Source organism: Pediococcus cellicola (genome assembly GCF_001438655.1).
Taxonomy (GTDB): Bacteria; Bacillota; Bacilli; order Lactobacillales; family Lactobacillaceae; genus Pediococcus; species Pediococcus cellicola.
In genome coordinates, this window is sequence record NZ_JQBR01000009.1 from 19,913 (window position 1) to 38,288 (window position 18,376).

Annotated in this window: 20 protein-coding genes; 5 read left to right on the forward strand and 15 right to left on the reverse strand. The window is 39.5% G+C overall.

Annotation, left to right across the window (positions count from 1 at the left end):
- Window positions 1-228: 228 nt before the first annotated feature.
- The 3 genes from IV80_RS08040 to IV80_RS08050 all read right to left on the reverse strand — a co-directional run bounded on the left by IV80_RS08040 (window position 229) and on the right by IV80_RS08050 (window position 3,059).
- On the reverse strand, window positions 229-1,827 hold the full coding sequence (locus IV80_RS08040) for a CTP synthase (RefSeq protein ID WP_057751971.1): 1,599 nt from the start codon (window positions 1,825-1,827) through the stop codon (window positions 229-231).
- 170 nt (window positions 1,828-1,997) lie between these two features.
- Window positions 1,998-2,573, reverse strand: coding sequence for a DNA-directed RNA polymerase subunit delta (gene rpoE, locus IV80_RS08045; protein WP_057751974.1), 576 nt, complete (start codon window positions 2,571-2,573; stop codon window positions 1,998-2,000).
- Window positions 2,574-2,618: 45 nt separating this feature from the next.
- Window positions 2,619-3,059 carry a YwiB family protein gene (locus IV80_RS08050; protein ID WP_057751977.1) on the reverse strand — a complete coding sequence of 147 codons (441 nt, stop codon included), beginning with the start codon at window positions 3,057-3,059 and terminating at the stop codon, window positions 2,619-2,621.
- A gap of 146 nt (window positions 3,060-3,205) precedes the next feature.
- Between IV80_RS08050 and IV80_RS08055 the strand changes: the two genes are divergently transcribed.
- Together IV80_RS08055 and yidA are read left to right on the forward strand one after the other, a co-directional pair.
- Window positions 3,206-4,573, forward strand: coding sequence for an HD domain-containing protein (locus IV80_RS08055; protein WP_057751980.1), 1,368 nt, complete (start codon window positions 3,206-3,208; stop codon window positions 4,571-4,573).
- Between the two features lie 5 nt (window positions 4,574-4,578).
- Entirely contained in the window at window positions 4,579-5,391 is an 813-nt protein-coding gene (gene yidA, locus IV80_RS08060) for a sugar-phosphatase (protein ID WP_057751983.1), read from the forward strand.
- Window positions 5,392-5,456: 65 nt separating this feature from the next.
- On the opposite strand, the gene IV80_RS08065 is transcribed toward yidA, so the two are convergent.
- The 7 genes from IV80_RS08065 to IV80_RS08095 all read right to left on the reverse strand — a co-directional run bounded on the left by IV80_RS08065 (window position 5,457) and on the right by IV80_RS08095 (window position 10,063).
- Window positions 5,457-5,837, reverse strand: a complete 381-nt coding sequence (locus tag IV80_RS08065) for a DUF3899 domain-containing protein (RefSeq protein WP_057751986.1) — start codon at window positions 5,835-5,837, stop codon at window positions 5,457-5,459.
- 47 nt (window positions 5,838-5,884) lie between these two features.
- Window positions 5,885-6,763 (reverse strand): YihY/virulence factor BrkB family protein, encoded by an 879-nt coding sequence (locus IV80_RS08070; RefSeq protein ID WP_057751989.1) that lies wholly within the window; start codon window positions 6,761-6,763, stop codon window positions 5,885-5,887.
- Between the two features lie 552 nt (window positions 6,764-7,315).
- Window positions 7,316-7,456, reverse strand: a complete 141-nt coding sequence (locus IV80_RS10015; protein WP_083490571.1) for a helix-turn-helix domain-containing protein — start codon at window positions 7,454-7,456, stop codon at window positions 7,316-7,318.
- Between the two features lie 291 nt (window positions 7,457-7,747).
- Window positions 7,748-8,290 carry an Asp23/Gls24 family envelope stress response protein gene (locus tag IV80_RS08080; RefSeq protein WP_147186338.1) on the reverse strand — a complete coding sequence of 181 codons (543 nt, stop codon included), beginning with the start codon at window positions 8,288-8,290 and terminating at the stop codon, window positions 7,748-7,750.
- Window positions 8,291-8,383: 93 nt separating this feature from the next.
- Window positions 8,384-8,578 (reverse strand): DUF2273 domain-containing protein, encoded by a 195-nt coding sequence (locus IV80_RS08085; protein ID WP_057751995.1) that lies wholly within the window; start codon window positions 8,576-8,578, stop codon window positions 8,384-8,386.
- 12 nt (window positions 8,579-8,590) lie between these two features.
- Entirely contained in the window at window positions 8,591-9,157 is a 567-nt protein-coding gene (gene amaP, locus IV80_RS08090; protein ID WP_057751997.1) for an alkaline shock response membrane anchor protein AmaP, read from the reverse strand.
- Window positions 9,158-9,169: 12 nt separating this feature from the next.
- The gene (locus tag IV80_RS08095) at window positions 9,170-10,063 is read right to left on the reverse strand and encodes an SDR family oxidoreductase (RefSeq protein ID WP_057752000.1); all 894 of its coding nucleotides are present in this window, start codon (window positions 10,061-10,063) and stop codon (window positions 9,170-9,172) included.
- Between the two features lie 284 nt (window positions 10,064-10,347).
- Between IV80_RS08095 and IV80_RS08100 the strand changes: the two genes are divergently transcribed.
- Window positions 10,348-11,292, forward strand: coding sequence for a magnesium transporter CorA family protein (locus IV80_RS08100; protein WP_057752003.1), 945 nt, complete (start codon window positions 10,348-10,350; stop codon window positions 11,290-11,292).
- 67 nt (window positions 11,293-11,359) lie between these two features.
- Here the strand turns inward: IV80_RS08100 and IV80_RS08105 are convergent, their stop codons facing one another.
- A complete protein-coding gene (locus tag IV80_RS08105) occupies window positions 11,360-12,274 on the reverse strand; it encodes a hypothetical protein (RefSeq protein WP_057752006.1) in 915 nt (304 codons plus the stop codon).
- A gap of 44 nt (window positions 12,275-12,318) precedes the next feature.
- A complete protein-coding gene (locus IV80_RS08110; protein WP_057752010.1) occupies window positions 12,319-13,338 on the reverse strand; it encodes a YdcF family protein in 1,020 nt (339 codons plus the stop codon).
- Window positions 13,339-13,553: 215 nt separating this feature from the next.
- Here IV80_RS08110 and pnuC point away from each other — a divergent pair, with 215 nt between their 5' ends.
- Window positions 13,554-14,324, forward strand: a complete 771-nt coding sequence (gene pnuC, locus IV80_RS08115) for a nicotinamide riboside transporter PnuC (RefSeq protein WP_057752013.1) — start codon at window positions 13,554-13,556, stop codon at window positions 14,322-14,324.
- A gap of 378 nt (window positions 14,325-14,702) precedes the next feature.
- Here pnuC and IV80_RS08120 read toward each other — a convergent pair whose 3' ends face one another.
- Window positions 14,703-14,954, reverse strand: a complete 252-nt coding sequence (locus tag IV80_RS08120) for a GlsB/YeaQ/YmgE family stress response membrane protein (RefSeq protein WP_057752016.1) — start codon at window positions 14,952-14,954, stop codon at window positions 14,703-14,705.
- A gap of 338 nt (window positions 14,955-15,292) precedes the next feature.
- Here IV80_RS08120 and IV80_RS08125 point away from each other — a divergent pair, with 338 nt between their 5' ends.
- On the forward strand, window positions 15,293-16,135 hold the full coding sequence (locus IV80_RS08125) for an aldo/keto reductase (protein WP_057752019.1): 843 nt from the start codon (window positions 15,293-15,295) through the stop codon (window positions 16,133-16,135).
- Window positions 16,136-16,210: 75 nt separating this feature from the next.
- On the opposite strand, the gene IV80_RS08130 is transcribed toward IV80_RS08125, so the two are convergent.
- Together IV80_RS08130 and IV80_RS08135 are read right to left on the reverse strand one after the other, a co-directional pair.
- On the reverse strand, window positions 16,211-17,512 hold the full coding sequence (locus IV80_RS08130; RefSeq protein WP_057752022.1) for an APC family permease: 1,302 nt from the start codon (window positions 17,510-17,512) through the stop codon (window positions 16,211-16,213).
- A 23-nt stretch (window positions 17,513-17,535) separates the two neighbouring features.
- Window positions 17,536-18,264 carry a gamma-glutamyl-gamma-aminobutyrate hydrolase family protein gene (locus IV80_RS08135; protein WP_057752025.1) on the reverse strand — a complete coding sequence of 243 codons (729 nt, stop codon included), beginning with the start codon at window positions 18,262-18,264 and terminating at the stop codon, window positions 17,536-17,538.
- Window positions 18,265-18,376: the final 112 nt, after the last annotated feature.

Genomic DNA, 18,376 nt, shown 5'->3' on the forward strand with positions numbered 1-18,376 from the left:
ATTGTACAGTCAATTCTAATCATAAATAACCTATATCAAAAAAACAACCATTAATTTAAAAAAAGTCAGTTATTAACCCGAAGCAGGGTTGTCAAGCTAGCAGCCACTTCCCACAACCTTTACTTCTTAACTTTGTGTTAAAAAAAGACCGAAGAAAAAGTAACGATTTTCTTCGGTCTCCTACTAAAAGTTACTGCTTTATAACCTAGTTACAAAGTTATTTTAGTTTTATTTATTTGCTGCTTCAATAAATGCCTTAAACAAGCCTTCTGGTCGTTGTGGGCGTGATAAAAATTCTGGGTGATATTGCGAAGCCACAAAGAATTTTTTCTCTGGTAATTCAATCACTTCTACCAAATGGTTATCAGGAGAGGTTCCAGAAAAGACCAGACCATGTTCCTGCATTTCATCACGATATTGGTTATTGAACTCAAAGCGATGACGATGACGTTCTTGAATGACATCCTGATTATTGTAGGCCGCAGCTGCCACGGAACCCGCTTTTAACTTACATGGATACAGCCCTAAACGTTGTGTTCCACCCATATTGTGGACATCAGCTTGGTCAGCCATCAAATCAATAATGTTGTGCTTAGTTTTGGGATCCATTTCTGTGGAGTTAGCATCTTTGTATCCTAATACATTTCGCGCAAACTCAACTGAGGCCATTTGCATACCTAAACAAATGCCTAAGAATGGCAAGTCATGTTCACGTGCGTATTGAATGGCTGTAATCATCCCTTCAATACCACGATCTCCAAATCCACCAGGAACGATTAAGCCATCCACATTACCTAAAATTTCAGTAATGTTTTCTGGCGTGATTTTTTCAGAATCCACTTTTTGAATCTCAATTTTGGCATTGACCGGATAACCAGCATGCTTAAGCGCTTCGGAAACGGAAATATATGCATCTTGTAACGCCACATACTTACCCACTAAAGCAATCTTAATGACATGGTCCAAATCATTTCGAACGTGTGCCGTCATTTTGCGCCAAGCTTCCATATCAGCTTTTGGTGTCTTCAAGCCAAAGTGATCAACCACTAATTGGTCCATTCCTTGAGCCTGCAAATTTAACGGAATTTGATACAAGTTATCCACATCACGAGATTCGATCACAGCTTCTGGATCTACGTCACAGAATAAGGCAATTTTATTGCGCATGGACTGCGTAATTGGTTTTTCTGTCCGAACCACCAAAATATTTGGTTGAATTCCTACCCCACGTAATTCTTTAACACTGTGTTGAGTTGGCTTCGTCTTCATTTCACCAGCTGCACGTAAGTAAGGAATTAATGTAGTATGAATATAAACCACATTTTCCGAACCCACTTCACTCTTCATTTGACGCAAAGCTTCTAAGAATGGCAGTGATTCAATATCGCCAACTGTCCCACCAATTTCTGTAATCACAATATCGGAATCCGTAATGGTACCTGCACGCATGATTTTTTCTTTAATTGTATTGGTAATATGAGGAATCACCTGAACAGTTGCGCCCAAGTAATCACCACGACGCTCTTTTTTCAAAACCTCAGAATAAATTTTTCCCGTTGTCACATTTGAATACTTGTTCAAATCATTATCGATAAACCGCTCATAGTGACCTAAATCAAGATCCGTTTCAGTACCGTCGTCTGTCACAAAAACTTCCCCATGTTGATAAGGATTCATTGTTCCAGGATCTACGTTAATATAGGGATCAAACTTCTGAATGGTAACCTTTAAACCGCGATTCTTAAGCAAACGGCCAAGAGAAGCTGCTACAATTCCTTTACCAAGCGAAGAAACAACACCACCGGTGACAAAAATATACTTAGTCATTTTATAACTCCTTTGAGGTTTTTTAGGGACATTCAAAAAAATAAAAATGCTCCCTATTCATTTGGAATAGGGAGCACATTAAAATCCGTACTGTTGTCTTTGCACATAGCAAAGCGCCCAATAAAGATAATACAAGCTCACATCTTAATTGTCAAGCTTAAGTCAGTGAATTAATCATCGTCATCCGAATCGTCATCATCATCTAACTCTGATAGCTGGCCTTCAATGCCATCAGGTAAATCATCATCTGGCAAATCGTCACTATCATCATCTTTGTTGGTATCAGTATAATCGTCATCATCATCAGAATCGAAGTCATCGTCATCATCGGCAACCACATCATCATCTTCTGGATCATCAGCATCGTAATCAATGACATCATCGTCATCAGCTGCATCAGCTAAGAAAGCATTGACCTTCTTACGCTTCTTACGCTTTGGACGATCATCATCTTCGTCTTCATCTGCATGAATAATAGCTTCGTCAATAGAGTCAAAAGGATACCACGTACGTAATCCCCAGCTATTGTCTCCTAAAGAAATGAAACTACCATCAGTGTTTAAATCAGTATAAAATTGTGATAAGCGATCGCGGAATTCTTCATCGGTTTTGCCAAGATATTGTTGAACTTCATTAGCAAGATCCACAAATGCCATGGGATCTCCGTGTTGTGCAAGAATTGCATGCGCAACCTCAATTAAAGAAAGCTCTGTTTTATCCTGACCATCAAAAATTTTCAAATCCAAACTGGTGCACGTCCTTTCAACAGTCTACTCCCTATAATACATTACCTAAGCTGTAAATTGCAATCTAATTCTGTAGTCTCCTAATAAACTTTCCCCTGCAAACAACTGATAGTCCACTTTGACCGTCCCCGAAAAAGGACGATCACGCAATCGGACTTCCAAAAACGGTGTCACAGTATCAACTGGCAAAATGCCATATGGTGTACGATAGCGCGCTTGAATTCGTTTGCCATTGCTGAATCGTAACCGTAATTTATTTTCTCCAGACCGTGTTAACAAAACGTCGCCGTCATCATCAATCTTCATTGTAACTGGAACTTGTTTATTGGTTTGCTCTTCAGTTTCTTGATACCGGATATAAATTGAATCGCCCATTTGAAAAAGCTGACCCTTCTCATCAAACGTAAAATGAGATTGTTCTCCTTCTTGCGTAATATAGGTATCCAAATGAATGGCCACAGGTACGCCAGTATTAAGTTCATCCATCGAAACAAACACCCTCTTTTCCCAAAAATAGCTTCTCTATTAGTATAAACCCAAAGTATCATTCATCATAGCGTTTTGGCTTTATCGGGACTGAATTGTTATACTTAGTTTAATCAATAAATTTAGATGGAAGGAAGCCTATTTTCATGGATTATCGGAATCAACTTTTACCAATGGAAAAGGTGTTTCGCGACCCCGTTCACGATTACGTTTATGTTCAAAACCAAGTTATTTTAGATTTAATTAACACCAAAGAATTCCAACGCTTAAGACGTATTCATCAACTAGGCACCACATCGCTAGTTTTTCACGGTGCCGAACACACCCGCTTCTCTCATTCCTTAGGCTGTTATGAAGTGGCTCGCCGTATTTGTGACAGTTTCGAACGTAATTACCCTTCCAAAAAGCCCGGTGATGGCCTTTGGGATAATTCAGAACGTCTCGTCACACTGTGTGCGGCTTTACTTCATGATATTGGTCATGGTGCGTACTCACATACTTTTGAGCATATCTTCCATACTGATCATGAAAGTTATACCGAGCACATCATCACAGATCCTGAAACACAGGTTAATCAAGTCTTGCGACGCGTGTCACCCAAATTTCCTGCTGAGGTTGCCAGTGTCATTGCCCACAAATATCCGAATCCTCAAGTGGTTCAAATGATTTCTAGTCAAATTGATGCCGACCGGATGGATTATCTTTTGCGAGATTCTTATTACACTGGCACTAACTATGGTACTTTTGATTTGACCCGTATTTTACGCGTTATGCGCCCTTATAAAGACGGTATTGCCTTTTCAATCAGTGGCATTCATGCAGTTGAAGATTTCATTGTGAGCCGTTTTCAAATGTATCTGCAGGTTTACTTCCATCCGGTTTCACGTTCTATGGAAATGATTTTAAGTCATCTTCTCCAACGTGCAAACGAAGTTTATGGCCAAAATCAGAATACTTTAGAACAGCAACGAGACTTTATTCCCTATTTTTTAATGCCATTTTTTAAGCATACCGCAACGGTAGCCGATTATTTGCGACTGGATGATGGAGTATTAAACACCTATTTTCAACAGTGGGAGGACGATAAAGATCCAGTTTTAAGAGATTTATCGAATCGCTTCTTGAATAGAATCCCTCTGAAATCTGTTCGCTTTACGCAAAATTCCGAATACTTGCTTCCTAGATTACGACAGCTCATCGAAAAGGCTGGTTTTAACAGTACTTATTACACCGCCATCAATGACAGCTATGATTTGCCTTATGATGCCTATGATCCTAGCACCCAAAAGCCACGTACCCAAATCGAACTGATGCAGCATGATGGTAGTTTAGTGGAATTGTCGACGGCCAGCGCCCTGGTTGCGGCAATTACTGGTCGTGTTTCAGGCGATCAACGTTTCTTTTTCCCAAAGAAAATGCTTGCTTCTGATACCAGTGAACTTTTTTATCCAATTTATCAAGAATTTCAGTCCTATATTAATAATGGAAATCTTATTCGTCCAAAGGAGGTATAGCTGTAATGAAAATCAAACTTGTCGCCATTGACTTGGATGGCACCCTTTTAACTGATGATAAAAAAATAAGTGACGCAACCGTCAAGGTCATCAATCAGGCCAGTCAAGCTGGTGTCAAAATTGTGCTTTGCACTGGCCGACCTTTAACAGGCGTTGCAGAACATTTAAAGACCCTGGGCCTAGCTGGTGATGATCAATATGTGATCACTTACAACGGTGCGCTAGTTCAGACAATTGAAGGACGCGTTATTATCCGTCATACGCTAAATTACGATGATTACACGGATCTTGAAGCTTTAAGCCGTAAATTACGCAGCCATTTTCACGTAGAAACTGAAAATCACATTTATACGGCCAATAAAAATTTAAGCCCATACACGATTGGCGAAAGTTTTTATGTTCGGATGGGTATTCGTTATCGTGAGGTCAGTGAAATGCCCCATAGTTTAAAAATTCCCAAGGGCATGTTCATTGATCCCCCGGAAAAAATTACGGCTTTGCGGCACAAAATTTCTCAAAAATTTTTAGATAAGTATTATTTTGTTCAAAGCGAACCCTATTTCCTAGAAGTTCTTAATAAGTCTGCCAGCAAGGGAAATGCACTCCTTGACTTGACTAAGCGACTCACCTTCAAGCCTGAAAACGTGATGGCCATTGGAGATCAAGGAAACGATTTATCCATGTTACAATTTGCTGGAACTGCCATTGCAATGGGTAATGCTATCCCCGAGGCAAAACAATTAGCTACTTTTGTGACAGATACCAACGAAAACGATGGGGTGGCGCATGCCATTCAAAAATTTGTTTTAGATGCGTAGCCCTCACTTATGCACTAAAATAAAGAATCGAGAACTTTCCTCTATTTGAGAAAGTTCTCGATTTTTTATATAAATGAAATTAAAATACTCATCACAATTGTAAAAATACCGACATGTAAAAAATATTTTGCCGGTCTCGTAATCACAATTGGGCTGTTTTTAAGACGTCCAACTTTGTGAACATCAATCTTTTTTTGCGGTAACTTTTCTTCACCTTTTGCAGGTCTTTTGAACCACCCGGTGAGTAAATGCCCACGTTCCAAAACAAAAATTACCCCAATCAGCAATAATGCCAAGCCTAACATAAAGAAGTGGTTACTAGTCGCAATCGTATTTCGAGTAACTATCCAGTCAATAAGACCGATCAAAACTAGAACAATATCGGTTGTTAATGCTTTATGTGTTTTAATAAAATTCGTAATTTTCACACCTTTATTTGCAGTCAAAAAATATGACCTTATTATATGTTTGTATTATACCAGTTAATTTTCCTTCAAGTCTGTTTTCTTAATTGACTAATTTTGGGTTCAAATGGTTGATGACTATATTTTTCCTGTACGGTAGCATTGATCACGCCACCAATAAGCAGAATTTCGGCCAAGAAATCTAACCAAAGCATGATGACAATAAACGTCCCAATTGTTTTGTAAGTGGTGACTGCCCCACCAAAATAATGTAAATACAGTGTGAAAAATTGCGTTAAAATGACTAAAGCAATCATCGAAAAGAGTGCGCCAACCCAGACATATCGCCAACGCACTTTGGCTATCGGAATAATCATGTACAAAATTGTCAAAATCAGCCACACCCCAAGCACCATAATTGGCCACTTAATAAATTCCAGCAAACCCACCAACTCCTGGGACAAATTCAGTACTGGGGCAAGATAAGATAGTAAAAGCTGACCAAATGAAAAAAACAACACGATGATAACTAGTGCTCCCATAAATAATAAAACGATCAAAAACGATAAAATTCTCATTAAGATAGCATTTGTGGTCCCTTCCATATCATAAGTGGCATTCAAAGCCTGTTGAAAAGCACTAATTCCTTTGCTAGCAGACCACAATGCCACTACCACCCCAATTGAAAGAACACCACCACTATTTGTCGTTAATAGCTGTTTTATTAACGGACGCAAAATTGTATAAATATTTTCTGGCATAATTTGATGCACATATTTTAAAACAGTTTGGACCGGCAAATTCAATAATGGAATTAAATTTCCGATTAACAGGAGCAATGGAAAAAAGGAGAGTAAAGTGTAATAAGCTAACACAATACTATTATTTGAAATGTTTCCTTTTTTATAGCGACGCCAAAAAATCGCGACGAACCCGAAAAATGTCGTTTTTCGAAATCTGTTTAACATCATCGTCCTCCCGCTTCTTTTTTCTTAATTTTACCACGTGACCAATGCTTATTAAAATGATAAGACAAAAATAAGTAATCCAATCAAAAGCACTTAAAAATAGTAATCTTTCTAATGGTTTAATGTTAAAATTAGCTTAGAATATATCAGTTGAGGTGAGCTTATGTCAGATAGTAACTATGATGTATACGTAATTAAAATGCTAGAAGTGGCTTATGATGCAACCATTGATCAGACCGCGCGCTTTGACGGCCTTTACAAAGGGATGATCTGGCCATACAACCACGGTGATGTGCCATGCAAGGCCCTTGCATGGCGCATCCATTCATGTCACACGGGAAGCCAGTCTAAATACCGGCATGACTTTTGTTGAATTTTCCTGGAAAAACAACACAGTTTGGATTTCAAAAGAAGGTATTATACCACCCAAATTAGCAGTAAAAACCCTATTAACTAATCAGTTGGCCACGCTAGTTGACGGCCGCGTGAACTACCCCTATTTTAAAGCAATACCGCAAACTCAAAGCCACAGCCATATTCCAGTTGGGTATCTTAGTCAGAGCTCAATAACTGCAATGCTGCGTTTTCATTTTCTGCTTCAGCAACAATTGTAAAATCTTTTTTGTCTGCAAAAACTGTTTTTAAACAGTCCCTATAAATTGGATGATCGTCAACGATCATTACTCTTACCATGTTGCGCCTCCAAACAGAATATCAGCCTACCATTTAGAATGTTATTCAATCAAATTTATGTATGCTTTCCTTTTTCCCCATTACGAATCATTGTTTTAGCTCACTCTAAAATCAAAACTTGTTTTCATCATATAGTCTTTTTGCTTTTTATTGTAACAAAGCCTACCGTCATTATAAAACAACCCGAATTATACTTTGGTATGCTGCTTCTCTTAAACTAAATTTTAAAGATAAATAACCAAAAAGGAGTAGATTTCTCTACTCCTGCCTCACCTATCAATTATTTTTTCATTATTCTACGCGTGGTTCACTTGCTTCTTCTACTTTATGACGCCCTTTATCCATTGCTCGTTTGGCTTGATCAGCTTTTTTCGAAGTGAAATCACCCGTTTTTTTAGCTGTATTTGTGACTTTGTCTTGTACAGTTTCACTATCTGCTTCATATTCATCACGTGTTTTGACATCAACCACATTCACGTTTAGTTCAATCACATCCAAGTGTGTCATTTCCTTCACTTCACGTGTGATGACTTCCTTCATTTGATCATAAATATGTTCAATATCTTTCCCATATTCCGCCACAATATCCATATCAAGCGCCACTTGTTTCTTGCCGACTTCTGCATTAATACCAGAATGAACGTCGTCTGTATTCACTAATTTGTCCTTGATATTGGAAAAGAAGCCACCATCCACCGTTAGCAAACCATCAATTTCTTCTAGTGCAATGCCTACAATTTTTTGCACAACCTTGTCATCGTATGTCAATTCGCCTCTGATATCAGTATTTGCTTGCATCTTATCTTGTGTTTGTGAGCCTGTTCGTGTATTCATTTGATCCCTCTTATTCATTTGATTTTTTTGTCCTGCCTGATTTGATGCGTTAGGTTGAATAAGTTCTTTTTCTTTCATTTGAATAGCCTCCCTTTATTGTTTATCGTTCAAATAGTCATCCAGTAAATGACTTTTGTCTAGATACAGCCCGATAGCGATTCCTACCCCCATTAAAATAATGATGAGTAAGGTCTGAAAAAAGCCGATTGTCACAAACAAAAGTGCCACAATTAATCCGATTACGCCACCAATGATGGGAAGTTTATAAGTTTCAAACATTTTTTCCATTTGCAACCTCCTCTACTCAACGCGAACTTTATTAGAAGTTGGCGTATCACGTGGTTGGTACCGTTCTAGTCTTACATACACCTTTACGGAATGATGCGGTCCCACAAGGTTTTTAATGCGATCTTCCACGCTTGCCGACCACTCATCTGCATGGTCAACCAAAGCAGAAGTTCGTTTGATGCTGCCCTTCACATTAACTTTAATTCGATGATTCAATGTCTGAACTTTAATCCTCGGTGCTCTTATGAAATCATCCTCATTTAACATCGAACGCACAATACCCTCAATGGCACGGCTATGCACGCTTAACTTGCCACGATCATCCTTCAACGTAAAGGTCGTGGTGGCTTTGGGGTAAAAAAGAATGACTAAGATACCCACAATAAACGCCACTAAACACGCTATCGCAATCCAAAAAATGGCACTATACGCATAGTAGTTGGTTGTGAAAAAGTATCTAATGCTTCCCCATATTTCCGAATTTTGCGCCCATGGCCAAGTCACAGAAACAGCGAACACGCAAACGGTCATGAAAAGCAACGAAAAAATAATGAGGAGCGTTTTTGAAAATTTATTCATCTACTCGTCCTCCTATAAATTAATTGCCTCACCACCGGTAACACCGTATATTTGTGCCGTCACATAACTGGCATCGTTTGAAGCTAAAAAGACGTAAACGGGTGCTAATTCAACTGGCTGGCCAGCTCTTTTTAGCAGTGTGTCCTGACCAAATTTAGGTAAGGCTTCTTTGGGTTGTCCTTTATCCAATTGCAGTGGCGTCCAAATTGGTCCGGGAGCAACACCGTTGACACGAATCCCTTTTGCGGCTACCTGCTTTGCCAGATTCACCGTAAAATTAGCAATTGCTGCCTTGGTCGCCGCATAATCCATTAAATGATCACTCGGATTAAACGCCTGAATGGAAGTCGTCGTGACAATACTGCTGCCAGCTGATAAATGTGGTAATGCGGCTTTAGCAATCGCAAACATTGCCAAGATGTTTATCTGAAACGTATCGTGAACCTGCTTAGATGTTAAATGTTCTAATGAAGGCTGCGAAATTTGTTGCGCCGCGTTCAGAATCAACGTATCTATGCCACCAAATTCGGCAATAGTTTTGGCAATCAACTCCTCAGGTGCCTGCTCATCACGCAGATCGCAGGGAAGTATCAATGCCTTGCGACCAGCTTCTTTAACGATCCGAGCCACTTCATCGGCATCCTGTTCTTCACCCGGGAAAAACTGAATAGCAACATCTGCCCCTTCACGAGCAAATGCAATAGCTGCTGCTCGCCCAATTCCCGAATCTCCGCCAGTGATCAAAACACGGCGATTTTCTAGTTTATGATTACCTTGATAACTTTTCTCACCACAATCAGGAATAGGTTGCATATTTGCTTGGAGAGCCGGCGTGGGTTGATCTTGTTTTTCAAAGCCTTCTGTTTGGTACAAATAGCGTGGATCTTTCAAATCTGGTTCATTCATAGCTCTTACTTTCCTCCTTCTCCATTTGTTTTCGTCGGTTCTTTCGACACTTGCTATCAAAGTAGCAGAATCCTTTAACAGTTTTTTAGCAGTATGAAGGATTCCCTTTTGATACTTCTAGAATAACGAACTCTCATTGGCTTTCCAAACAAGATGCTCAACATTTTCTAATGATTAAAATAAGCAAATTCTTTCATTAAGTGACCAATTTTCTGCCATAATAAAGTTAGTCTTTACATACATTTTGACAAGTCATTATGGTTTTTCTTAAGGAGGAAAATTCGATGATCATCACTTATCAAATTTCTGAAAGCGGCATTGTTGAAACAAAATCGACCAAACAAGCCAATTGGCTTGTTTTAAAAAATGCTTCTCAAAATGAAATCCAAGCTGTCATTGAGCAATTCAAGCTTCCCAATGATATTTTTATTGGTGCCGATCAAGCTGAAGAAGTAACACGCTTTGAAAAACTCAATAAGACAGACCTTCAGGACAGCTATTCACTTGTTTTAATGAATCTTTCGGCTCATACCAAACAGAAAATTGAAACGCGGCTTGAACCTGTTTCTTTCGTCATTTCTGATGAGTTACTGATCACCCATGTAAGCGGCAATTCGGATTTTGTAGATCGTTTATTGGAAAAATACGGCCCTGAAACGACAAGTGCCCAGCGTCTCATTTCATTTGCGATTCTAATGACTTATACGCATTTTATTAAAGAACTTTTCGAACTCAAAAAAATTATTGATGAATTAGACCAAGCTGCACGCCGAACAACCGAAAATGTTGAGCTTTTTAGGCTTGCAGACACAGAACGCCGCATTGTCTATTTAGATCACACCCTTCAAGATCAGGCCGAGACACTTTCGGTTTTATGGCAAGAAAAAAGCTTTATCAACCGCGTGGAAGATGAAGCTTTGATCTACGATATTAAGTTGCGCCAACGACATGCAGACAAATTAGTTCATGTTTATCGTGATTTATTAGAAACGATTGGTGGTTTATTTACCGATATGATGGATAACAATCTTAATCACTTGATGAAATATTTAGATTCCGCCGCACTAATCATCTCAGTTCCTGCCCTCATTGCTGGCATCTGGGGCATGAACACAGGCGGCATGCCAGGAAAAAGCTCGTCATTAGGTTTTTTTCTTGTGATGGGCTTAGCTGTTGTCTTAACATTTGTGGTTGCGATTCATCTCAAACACAAAGATTTCAATAAATAAACCGTCGCATCGAGAAATTCTTTTCTCAAGCCGACGGTTTTTTTGTATGTCTACATTTAGGTCATCACTAATTTGATTCATACTTTCCGGAAATTGTATTCAACTTTGACACACTGCCGGTCTGTGAATTATAACGGTAAATACCAGTTAAACTCCCAACGGTGTTCGTTGAATTGCTTTGCCGAACTTCAATTTGATACTCATTCGTGCCGATCTGACTAACCCCAAATGACATTCCAGTTTGAGCCGTGATACCAGCTGCACTCTGGAAAGATTGAATAATACTATCATTTTGGTCATCACTTAGACTACCTGTCGATGCCGAGCTCGAACTGTTTGTTGCATTTGAGCTTGCATTTTGACTCGTTGATGAACTGTTTTGATTAGCATTAATTTGGTTTGTGAGTGCTTTCCCCTGGTCCTGTAAACTCTTGATAGCTTTCACAGTTGAAGGGAGTGCATTCAATTGCGCCAACTTAGCCTTAGCGGTCTCGTAATACCCATTTGAAACAGCATCATAGGCACTTTGATAAAGTGTATTGGCCTGTTTCAATTGACTAGCCTGAGTATTCAAGTCCTTAGCCTGAGAAGTCAGCGCGTTATTCTTGGTCTGCTCTGACGTCATTTTAGATAAGTTAGATTGGGCAGTAGAAGTGTCCCCTTCATTCAAAGCTGCCTTGGCAGATAAATAATTTTGAACATTAGCTAATAACTCATTCACCTTGGCATTATCACTGTCTAATCTTTGGGCCCTTTTCAAAGTTGTTAAAGCTTCATCATTTTGCCCGTTTTCAATTTGTCTCTGTGCTTTTTTAAATAATTTAGCAACTTTTTGTTGGTTGCTCCGATTCGAAGTGGAAGATACTGATGAACTACTTGAAGTCCCACTTTGACTGCTTTTGGCACACGCTGATAATGAAAACAACATGGTGACCGCAGTCGCTGCAACTAAACTCCGCTTAATACTTAATTGTAAGGTCATGATTTTCTCCTCCTTGACGACATTATACCATGTTCCTTAACTAATTAATAAATGAATAACCAAGAGATTAAATATCCAATCATACATAAAATTAAGACGGCAAGGTGTACCCACTTGAACATCACTATTAAGGCTAAATACTCGCGAAAAATTGCAAATGGTAAATAATATATAGAAGTCGGCGCACTAACCCCGGTCATCGTGGTATGTAGCCTTTTAGCAATAATGCCTGCCCGAAAGACATGAAAACTGTTGGTCACAAAAATTGCTCGATGAAAGATTTTGTTCTTTGTCATCAAAATTTGTGAATTTCGCAAATTTTCATAAGTTGAGGTAGATTTATTTTCCTGAATAATCTGGTCTGCAAGAATTCCTTGTGTCATCAAATAATTAGCCATGGCTTGTGATTCAGGCATGATTTCATCAGGACCCTGCCCACCGGAAACAACAAATTGTGGATGAGCCCCACGTTTTAATTGTTTTTGGTACTGGCTAATGCCTTTGTCCAAACGTTGTTTTAAAATTTTGGAAACTTTACCATTAGGGAGCAGACCCGCTCCTAAAATCACAATAAAATCTACAGAATAAGCCACTGGTAATTCATCAAGTAAAGAAGCCACTAAATAAGCCAAAAACCCCACTGTAAAGTAAGCAATGCCCAGGTAGCCAATCCCCAAACAAAACCATAAAAATCTATTATGAACAAACAAAACATTTAGTAACGTGACAAGCAGCATTCCCCATATTAGAAAGCCTACTAACGCCAATAAAACATATCCTTTTTGACGTCCCATTTCATGAATAAGCCGGCGACTGTAAAGAATGCAAGCTAACGCAAAGAGAAATAGCGCCACTGGAATGAGACCGGTAAAAGCAAGCGTTAAAACTAAAAGAAGTGCTTGTACCCATGGCACTTGCATACCTTCCAGCCATTGCCAAACAGCGATGACAAAACAAATAAGTCCTGCCATTAAAAAATATCCGTTTAGAAATCTCCTGCGATCCGTTATCCAAAGTGTCATAAAGATGGCTAAGCAAATGCTCCCCCAATAATTAAAATCCATTTTGCTCACCTCCTAAAATTTGCTTATAATTTAAAATAATTTTGCCATTAAAATTAGCTATCTGTTAAATTGTTTTACATAACGCAAAAAAAAAATAAAATCAAGACTTTCATTTTTTTTAATTGGAGATACAATATATAGTGTTCTCTGATTTTGAAATCAGAACATGTAGTATACGGCCGTATATGAAGAATTTAAGCTAGGGAGAAGATTATATGTCTAATTACTTACATTTTTTGGCTCATCAATTAAAAGGATGGCCACAACAAAACTATTATTTATTCTTTTTCAGTCTTGGTTGTCAAATCATGACGCTTGTCAATGCCCCAATTACAGCCTTGACGATCACAACCTTCATCGGAACGACGTTAGGTGTTTTATGTATTCTAGCAATTAATGCTGCTAAATCAGTTAACGGATGGTTAGGACTTTTATCTGCCCTCTGCTTTATTATTACAGGTTTTGCTGCAAAAAACTACCTAAGTATGGCAGAACAGTTAGCTTATGTGGTCACTTTGGACTTACCCGTCTTAATGAGTGCCAACTGGAACGTCAACATGGTTTCTAAGATTCGTAAATTCACCGGTAGAACCTGGTTCGTTGCTTTAGCTTCTACTATCATTGTCTATTTCGTTTCTGGTTACTTAATCGGTACTTTTACAAACGATCCTCGTCCTTGGGTTGACGCCATCAGCTTCTCCATTAGCTTAACGGCCGGTGTTATCTGCTTCCTACGTTACAACAACCAATACTTTTGGTGGGTGGCTTCAGGAATTGCACAAATGGTACTTTGGTTCATTTCCTTCCGTCAGGGATCCGCAACACTTGCAATGTTTGTAAACAGTTCTATTTACTTGATTAACGATGTTTTGGCATTTACAACTTCCCCATGGTACAACAAAAAGGAACGTGCCCGTCTTATCAAAGCTGAAAATAGTTATTCTGAAAAAGAAGAAGAAACAGTGGCCGATGTCACTCATGCTTAATTCTTAAATTAATTTCTAATTCTAAAACACATCTCTCCTTGCGAGGGATGTGTTTTTTCTGGTTTGGCAACTGTCAGTCAGACTAGAAAAATAGGCGAGGCTCCCAGCTAAGAATTCTCCTAGCCTCCGCCCAGTTTCCCTTTCTCTTTTTTCCACAGAGTTTGAGGACAACTCCGTAGGTCAGACTAGAAAAATAGGCAAGGCTCCCAGCTAGGAATTCTCCTAGCCTCCGCACGGTTTCCCTTTTCTCCTTTTTTCCGCTGAGCTTGAGGACAACTCCGTAGGTCAGACTAGAAAAATAGGCAAGGCTCCCAGCTAGGAATTCTCCTAGCCTCCGCCTCGCCTATTTTTCTAGTCTTATCGACCTACTACGTTCACTTATGTTTTTCTCATTCCAAAAATTGCTGATACTATCAGCACCACCACAATCGCGCCGATTATCGAGGGAATCAACGCCATTCCTGCCAGCTGAGGCCCCCATGTGCCTAATAAGGACTGCCCCAACCAAGCACCCACCAGACCCCCGACAATATTGCCGATCCAGCCTGCTGGCAAATCTCTACTTGTGATTGCACCCGCAATGGCACCTATAATTCCACCAATAATTAAAGCCCATAGCCATCCAAACATCGCTACTCACTCCTTTTTTCTGTCTAGAGTTTTAACATCAACCAGTGATCACTTAGCTGTTGCTATAAACGCCTCTCTACAAAAAACAAGATTTGTTTACAAAATTAGCATAGCAAATCTCTAGGCCAATTCACAAGCTTAATGCTTATTATAATCATTAGGAAATCCTGAGACACAAGTTCACCTCATCCCCGCATTCTACCCCGTTTTTAGAACCCTGATTTAATAGTTATTTTTTGCATGCCATCTCAACTTAGCTTATGCTATATTTATAGAACGTTTTCATTTCAAACCGCTTTAATGAATTGCTAATTCTAATACTTTTAGGAGATGTTTACATGAGTCATATCATTCCACAAATTAAACTAAATGATGGTGCTATTTTCCCACAAATTGGATTTGGTACCTATAAATTAAACGGTGCCACGGGGGTCAGTGCCGTTCGTAGTGCCATTGATAATGGCTACCGTTCCTTAGATTCTGCTTATAACTATGAAAATCACGGTGCTGTTGGAGAAGCGATACGCCAAAGCGATATCCCTCGTTCACAAATCATGGTAACCTCCAAACTGCCAGGTCGACATCACCAGTACGATGAGGCCTTGACCACCATTCAGGAGTCTTTGTATCAAACAGGATTAAAATACTTTGACTTGTATCTAATCCACTGGCCGAATCCAAAAGAAGACCATTACGTTGAAGCCTGGAAAGCTTTAATTGACGCCCAAAAATGGGGACTTGTACGCTCTATTGGCGTTTCAAATTTCTTACCAGAACATATCGATCGACTCATTGATGCCACCGGAGTAACCCCCGCCGTCAATCAAGTAGAACTCCATCCCTACTTTTCACAAGATCCACAACGTCAATATGATGCCGCACATCATATTGTGACTCAGGCTTGGAGCCCACTCGGACGGGCAAACGCTGTCTTACAAGATCTTACAATTGAAAAAATTGCCGCTGCGCATCATAAATCAGTGGGACAAACCATTCTCCGCTGGGAAATTCAACTTGGGGTAATGCCTTTGCCAAAGTCTGCATCAACAGCTCGGCAACGCGAGAATATCCAAATCTTTGACTTTCAACTTACTGATCAAGAAATGCAAGCCATTACTGGATTAGATCGGCCAGATGGGCGAACGAAAGATCAAGATCCAGCTGTCTACGAAGAATTTTAAACCGACATCTAATTGCGTTTAAATTTTCCACAAAATAAAAACGAAGACCAACTTTATAGTTAGGCTTCGTTTTTTCTATTTTTTGGAGCTCGCCTTATTTTTACGTAATCCCAAATAAAATGGTACCGCAATTAATAAGGCTCCAAACCCGAATAATAATTGAGACACGTTTACTTGAATTAATAACCAGCCACTCACTAGAATCGCAACAACCGGAATGATCCAACCACCAGGTATTTTGAATGTTCTCGTCTGTTCTTTACGTGTGTATCTAAACACAATTACTGCCAAACAAGTTGGAATATACTGGGCGAATCTGGACACCACACTAATTTGTGCCAGTGTTTCGAACGTCCCTGACCAAGCAATTAAGAGCGAAATGGTGGCCGAAATAATGATTGCAACATATGGTGCATTCTTGCCATTTCGTTTACCGATAACAGCTGGCATAATTCCATTTTCTGCCATTGCAACTCCAGAACGTGGGGTAATAAAGGACGAGGCCACACAAATACCGCCAATTGAAATGATGGTTCCTGCTGCCACCAAACTTGTGCCAAAGCTTCCCGCAATTTTGCCAAATGCTTCTTGAATTGGTGCAGTAGATGCCCCAAGATTTTGGCCCAAAATTCCAATTGAAACAACTTGCAACAGTACGTAAAATAACGTCACTAAACTAATGACTAACAAAATAGCTCGCGGTAAATTTTTTTCTGGCTTACGCATATCACCAGCCGCTACAACCAACCCTTCAAACCCGGTAAAAGCATAGAAGAGTAAAACTGCTGCTGCCGCAAATGAGCCACTTTGATAGTTACCACCTGGAAATAATGGCTGAAAATGACTACCATTAATTGCAAAAAAACCAATGAGAACAAACAACACCAACGGGAACAATTTAGCAATAGTGACAATATTATTCACAATTTTAGAAATAGTTACACCGGAAATATTCATTAGTGCCAACCCAATAATGACAATAGTAACAATCAGGTTTTTAGAAAATGTCGTATTCCAAGCTGGAATTATTCCTGACAGAGCCGTAGCAAAGGCAACCGCCATGGTTGCTTCCGCAATAATTCTGATAGCCCAAGTCACAAACCCAACTTCATAACCAATAAATTCGCCAAAAGCTGCTTTAGCATATATGTACGGTCCCCCATTTACTTTAAACAAGGAGGCACACTCTGCAAAGCAAACCGTAATACTTGCAACAAGTAGGGCGTCGAAAATAAAAACACCAATACTTGCAGTTCCAATGAGTTTCATAGCTTGGTTAGGTAGCAAAAAAATTCCAGAGCCAATAATACCATTAATGCCTAAAAGGACAATACTCCAAAATCCCATCTTTTGTTTTTCTGTTTCCATTCGCGACATTTCCTTCCTTTTTTACGATTTTTCTAAAACCGTTGACTACGTTTCACTAAATCCTTGAATAACGCCAACTGTTTTGGAAATTCCCGCCACATGTTTTCGGGATGCCATTGAACTGCCAAAATTTCAGCACCTTGTGTGGATTCAACCGCCTCAACCACTTGATCATCACTTTGAGCTGTCACTTCAAGCCCAACCGCCACCTTGCGTACAGCTTGATGATGGCGTGAGTTCACATAATCGCGGGTTGTATCAAGAATTTTCGTTATGCGACTGTGTTGCGCAATAGTCACATGATGGGTTGGAAACTCTCCAGGGGCGGCTTGTGCATGACGAATTTTGCAAGTTGGATCTTGCGCCGCCAAATCTTGAAAAACAGTTCCACCCATTGCCACATTGATCACTTGAAGACCTCGACAAATTCCAAAAATTGGTTTTTTCTCCTCAATCGTTGCCTTAATGAGTGCAATTTCGAACGCATCACGTTTATAATATGTGCGCCCTATTTCTGGAATAGGTTCCTCCCCAAAAAAAGTCGGATCCACATCCGGTCCTCCAGGAATAATTAACCCATCGAAGGTTTTCACTAGTTCATGAGCAAGCTCAGGACTAGTATAAGGCAACACAATTGGTAAGCCTCCTGCTGCTAAAACGGCATCTACAGCACCTCTGGGAGCAAAATCAGCACGTCGTTCATTAATAATTTCGGAATCTGCAACGCGAATATCAGCAGTTATCGCAATAATTGGTTTCATAGTTTAGCATTCCTTCCTCATTTTTTAATTCAATTTTAACAATATAACATTATTAGGAAGCTTTCTCAAGCTAAAAATAACCTTAGCAAATCTAGTCACTTTAAAAGTGTCA

Bases quoted from the DNA above. Each gene is read 5' to 3' on its own strand.
- IV80_RS08040 (WP_057751971.1), bottom strand. From the start codon at position 1,827: ATGACTAAGTATATTTTTGTCACCGGTGGTGTTGTTTCTTCGCTTGGT.
- IV80_RS08050 (WP_057751977.1), bottom strand. From the start codon at position 3,059: ATGGATGAACTTAATACTGGCGTACCTGTGGCCATTCATTTGGATACC.
- IV80_RS08055 (WP_057751980.1), top strand. From the start codon at position 3,206: ATGGATTATCGGAATCAACTTTTACCAATGGAAAAGGTGTTTCGCGAC.
- yidA (WP_057751983.1), top strand. From the start codon at position 4,579: ATGAAAATCAAACTTGTCGCCATTGACTTGGATGGCACCCTTTTAACT.
- IV80_RS08070 (WP_057751989.1), bottom strand. From the start codon at position 6,763: ATGTTAAACAGATTTCGAAAAACGACATTTTTCGGGTTCGTCGCGATT.
- IV80_RS10015 (WP_083490571.1), bottom strand. From the start codon at position 7,456: ATGGTAAGAGTAATGATCGTTGACGATCATCCAATTTATAGGGACTGT.
- IV80_RS08080 (WP_147186338.1), bottom strand. From the start codon at position 8,290: ATGAATACACGAACAGGCTCACAAACACAAGATAAGATGCAAGCAAAT.
- IV80_RS08085 (WP_057751995.1), bottom strand. From the start codon at position 8,578: ATGGAAAAAATGTTTGAAACTTATAAACTTCCCATCATTGGTGGCGTA.
- amaP (WP_057751997.1), bottom strand. From the start codon at position 9,157: ATGAATAAATTTTCAAAAACGCTCCTCATTATTTTTTCGTTGCTTTTC.
- IV80_RS08095 (WP_057752000.1), bottom strand. From the start codon at position 10,063: ATGAATGAACCAGATTTGAAAGATCCACGCTATTTGTACCAAACAGAA.
- IV80_RS08100 (WP_057752003.1), top strand. From the start codon at position 10,348: ATGATCATCACTTATCAAATTTCTGAAAGCGGCATTGTTGAAACAAAA.
- IV80_RS08105 (WP_057752006.1), bottom strand. From the start codon at position 12,274: ATGACCTTACAATTAAGTATTAAGCGGAGTTTAGTTGCAGCGACTGCG.
- IV80_RS08110 (WP_057752010.1), bottom strand. From the start codon at position 13,338: ATGGATTTTAATTATTGGGGGAGCATTTGCTTAGCCATCTTTATGACA.
- pnuC (WP_057752013.1), top strand. From the start codon at position 13,554: ATGTCTAATTACTTACATTTTTTGGCTCATCAATTAAAAGGATGGCCA.
- IV80_RS08120 (WP_057752016.1), bottom strand. From the start codon at position 14,954: ATGTTTGGATGGCTATGGGCTTTAATTATTGGTGGAATTATAGGTGCC.
- IV80_RS08125 (WP_057752019.1), top strand. From the start codon at position 15,293: ATGAGTCATATCATTCCACAAATTAAACTAAATGATGGTGCTATTTTC.
- IV80_RS08130 (WP_057752022.1), bottom strand. From the start codon at position 17,512: ATGTCGCGAATGGAAACAGAAAAACAAAAGATGGGATTTTGGAGTATT.
- IV80_RS08135 (WP_057752025.1), bottom strand. From the start codon at position 18,264: ATGAAACCAATTATTGCGATAACTGCTGATATTCGCGTTGCAGATTCC.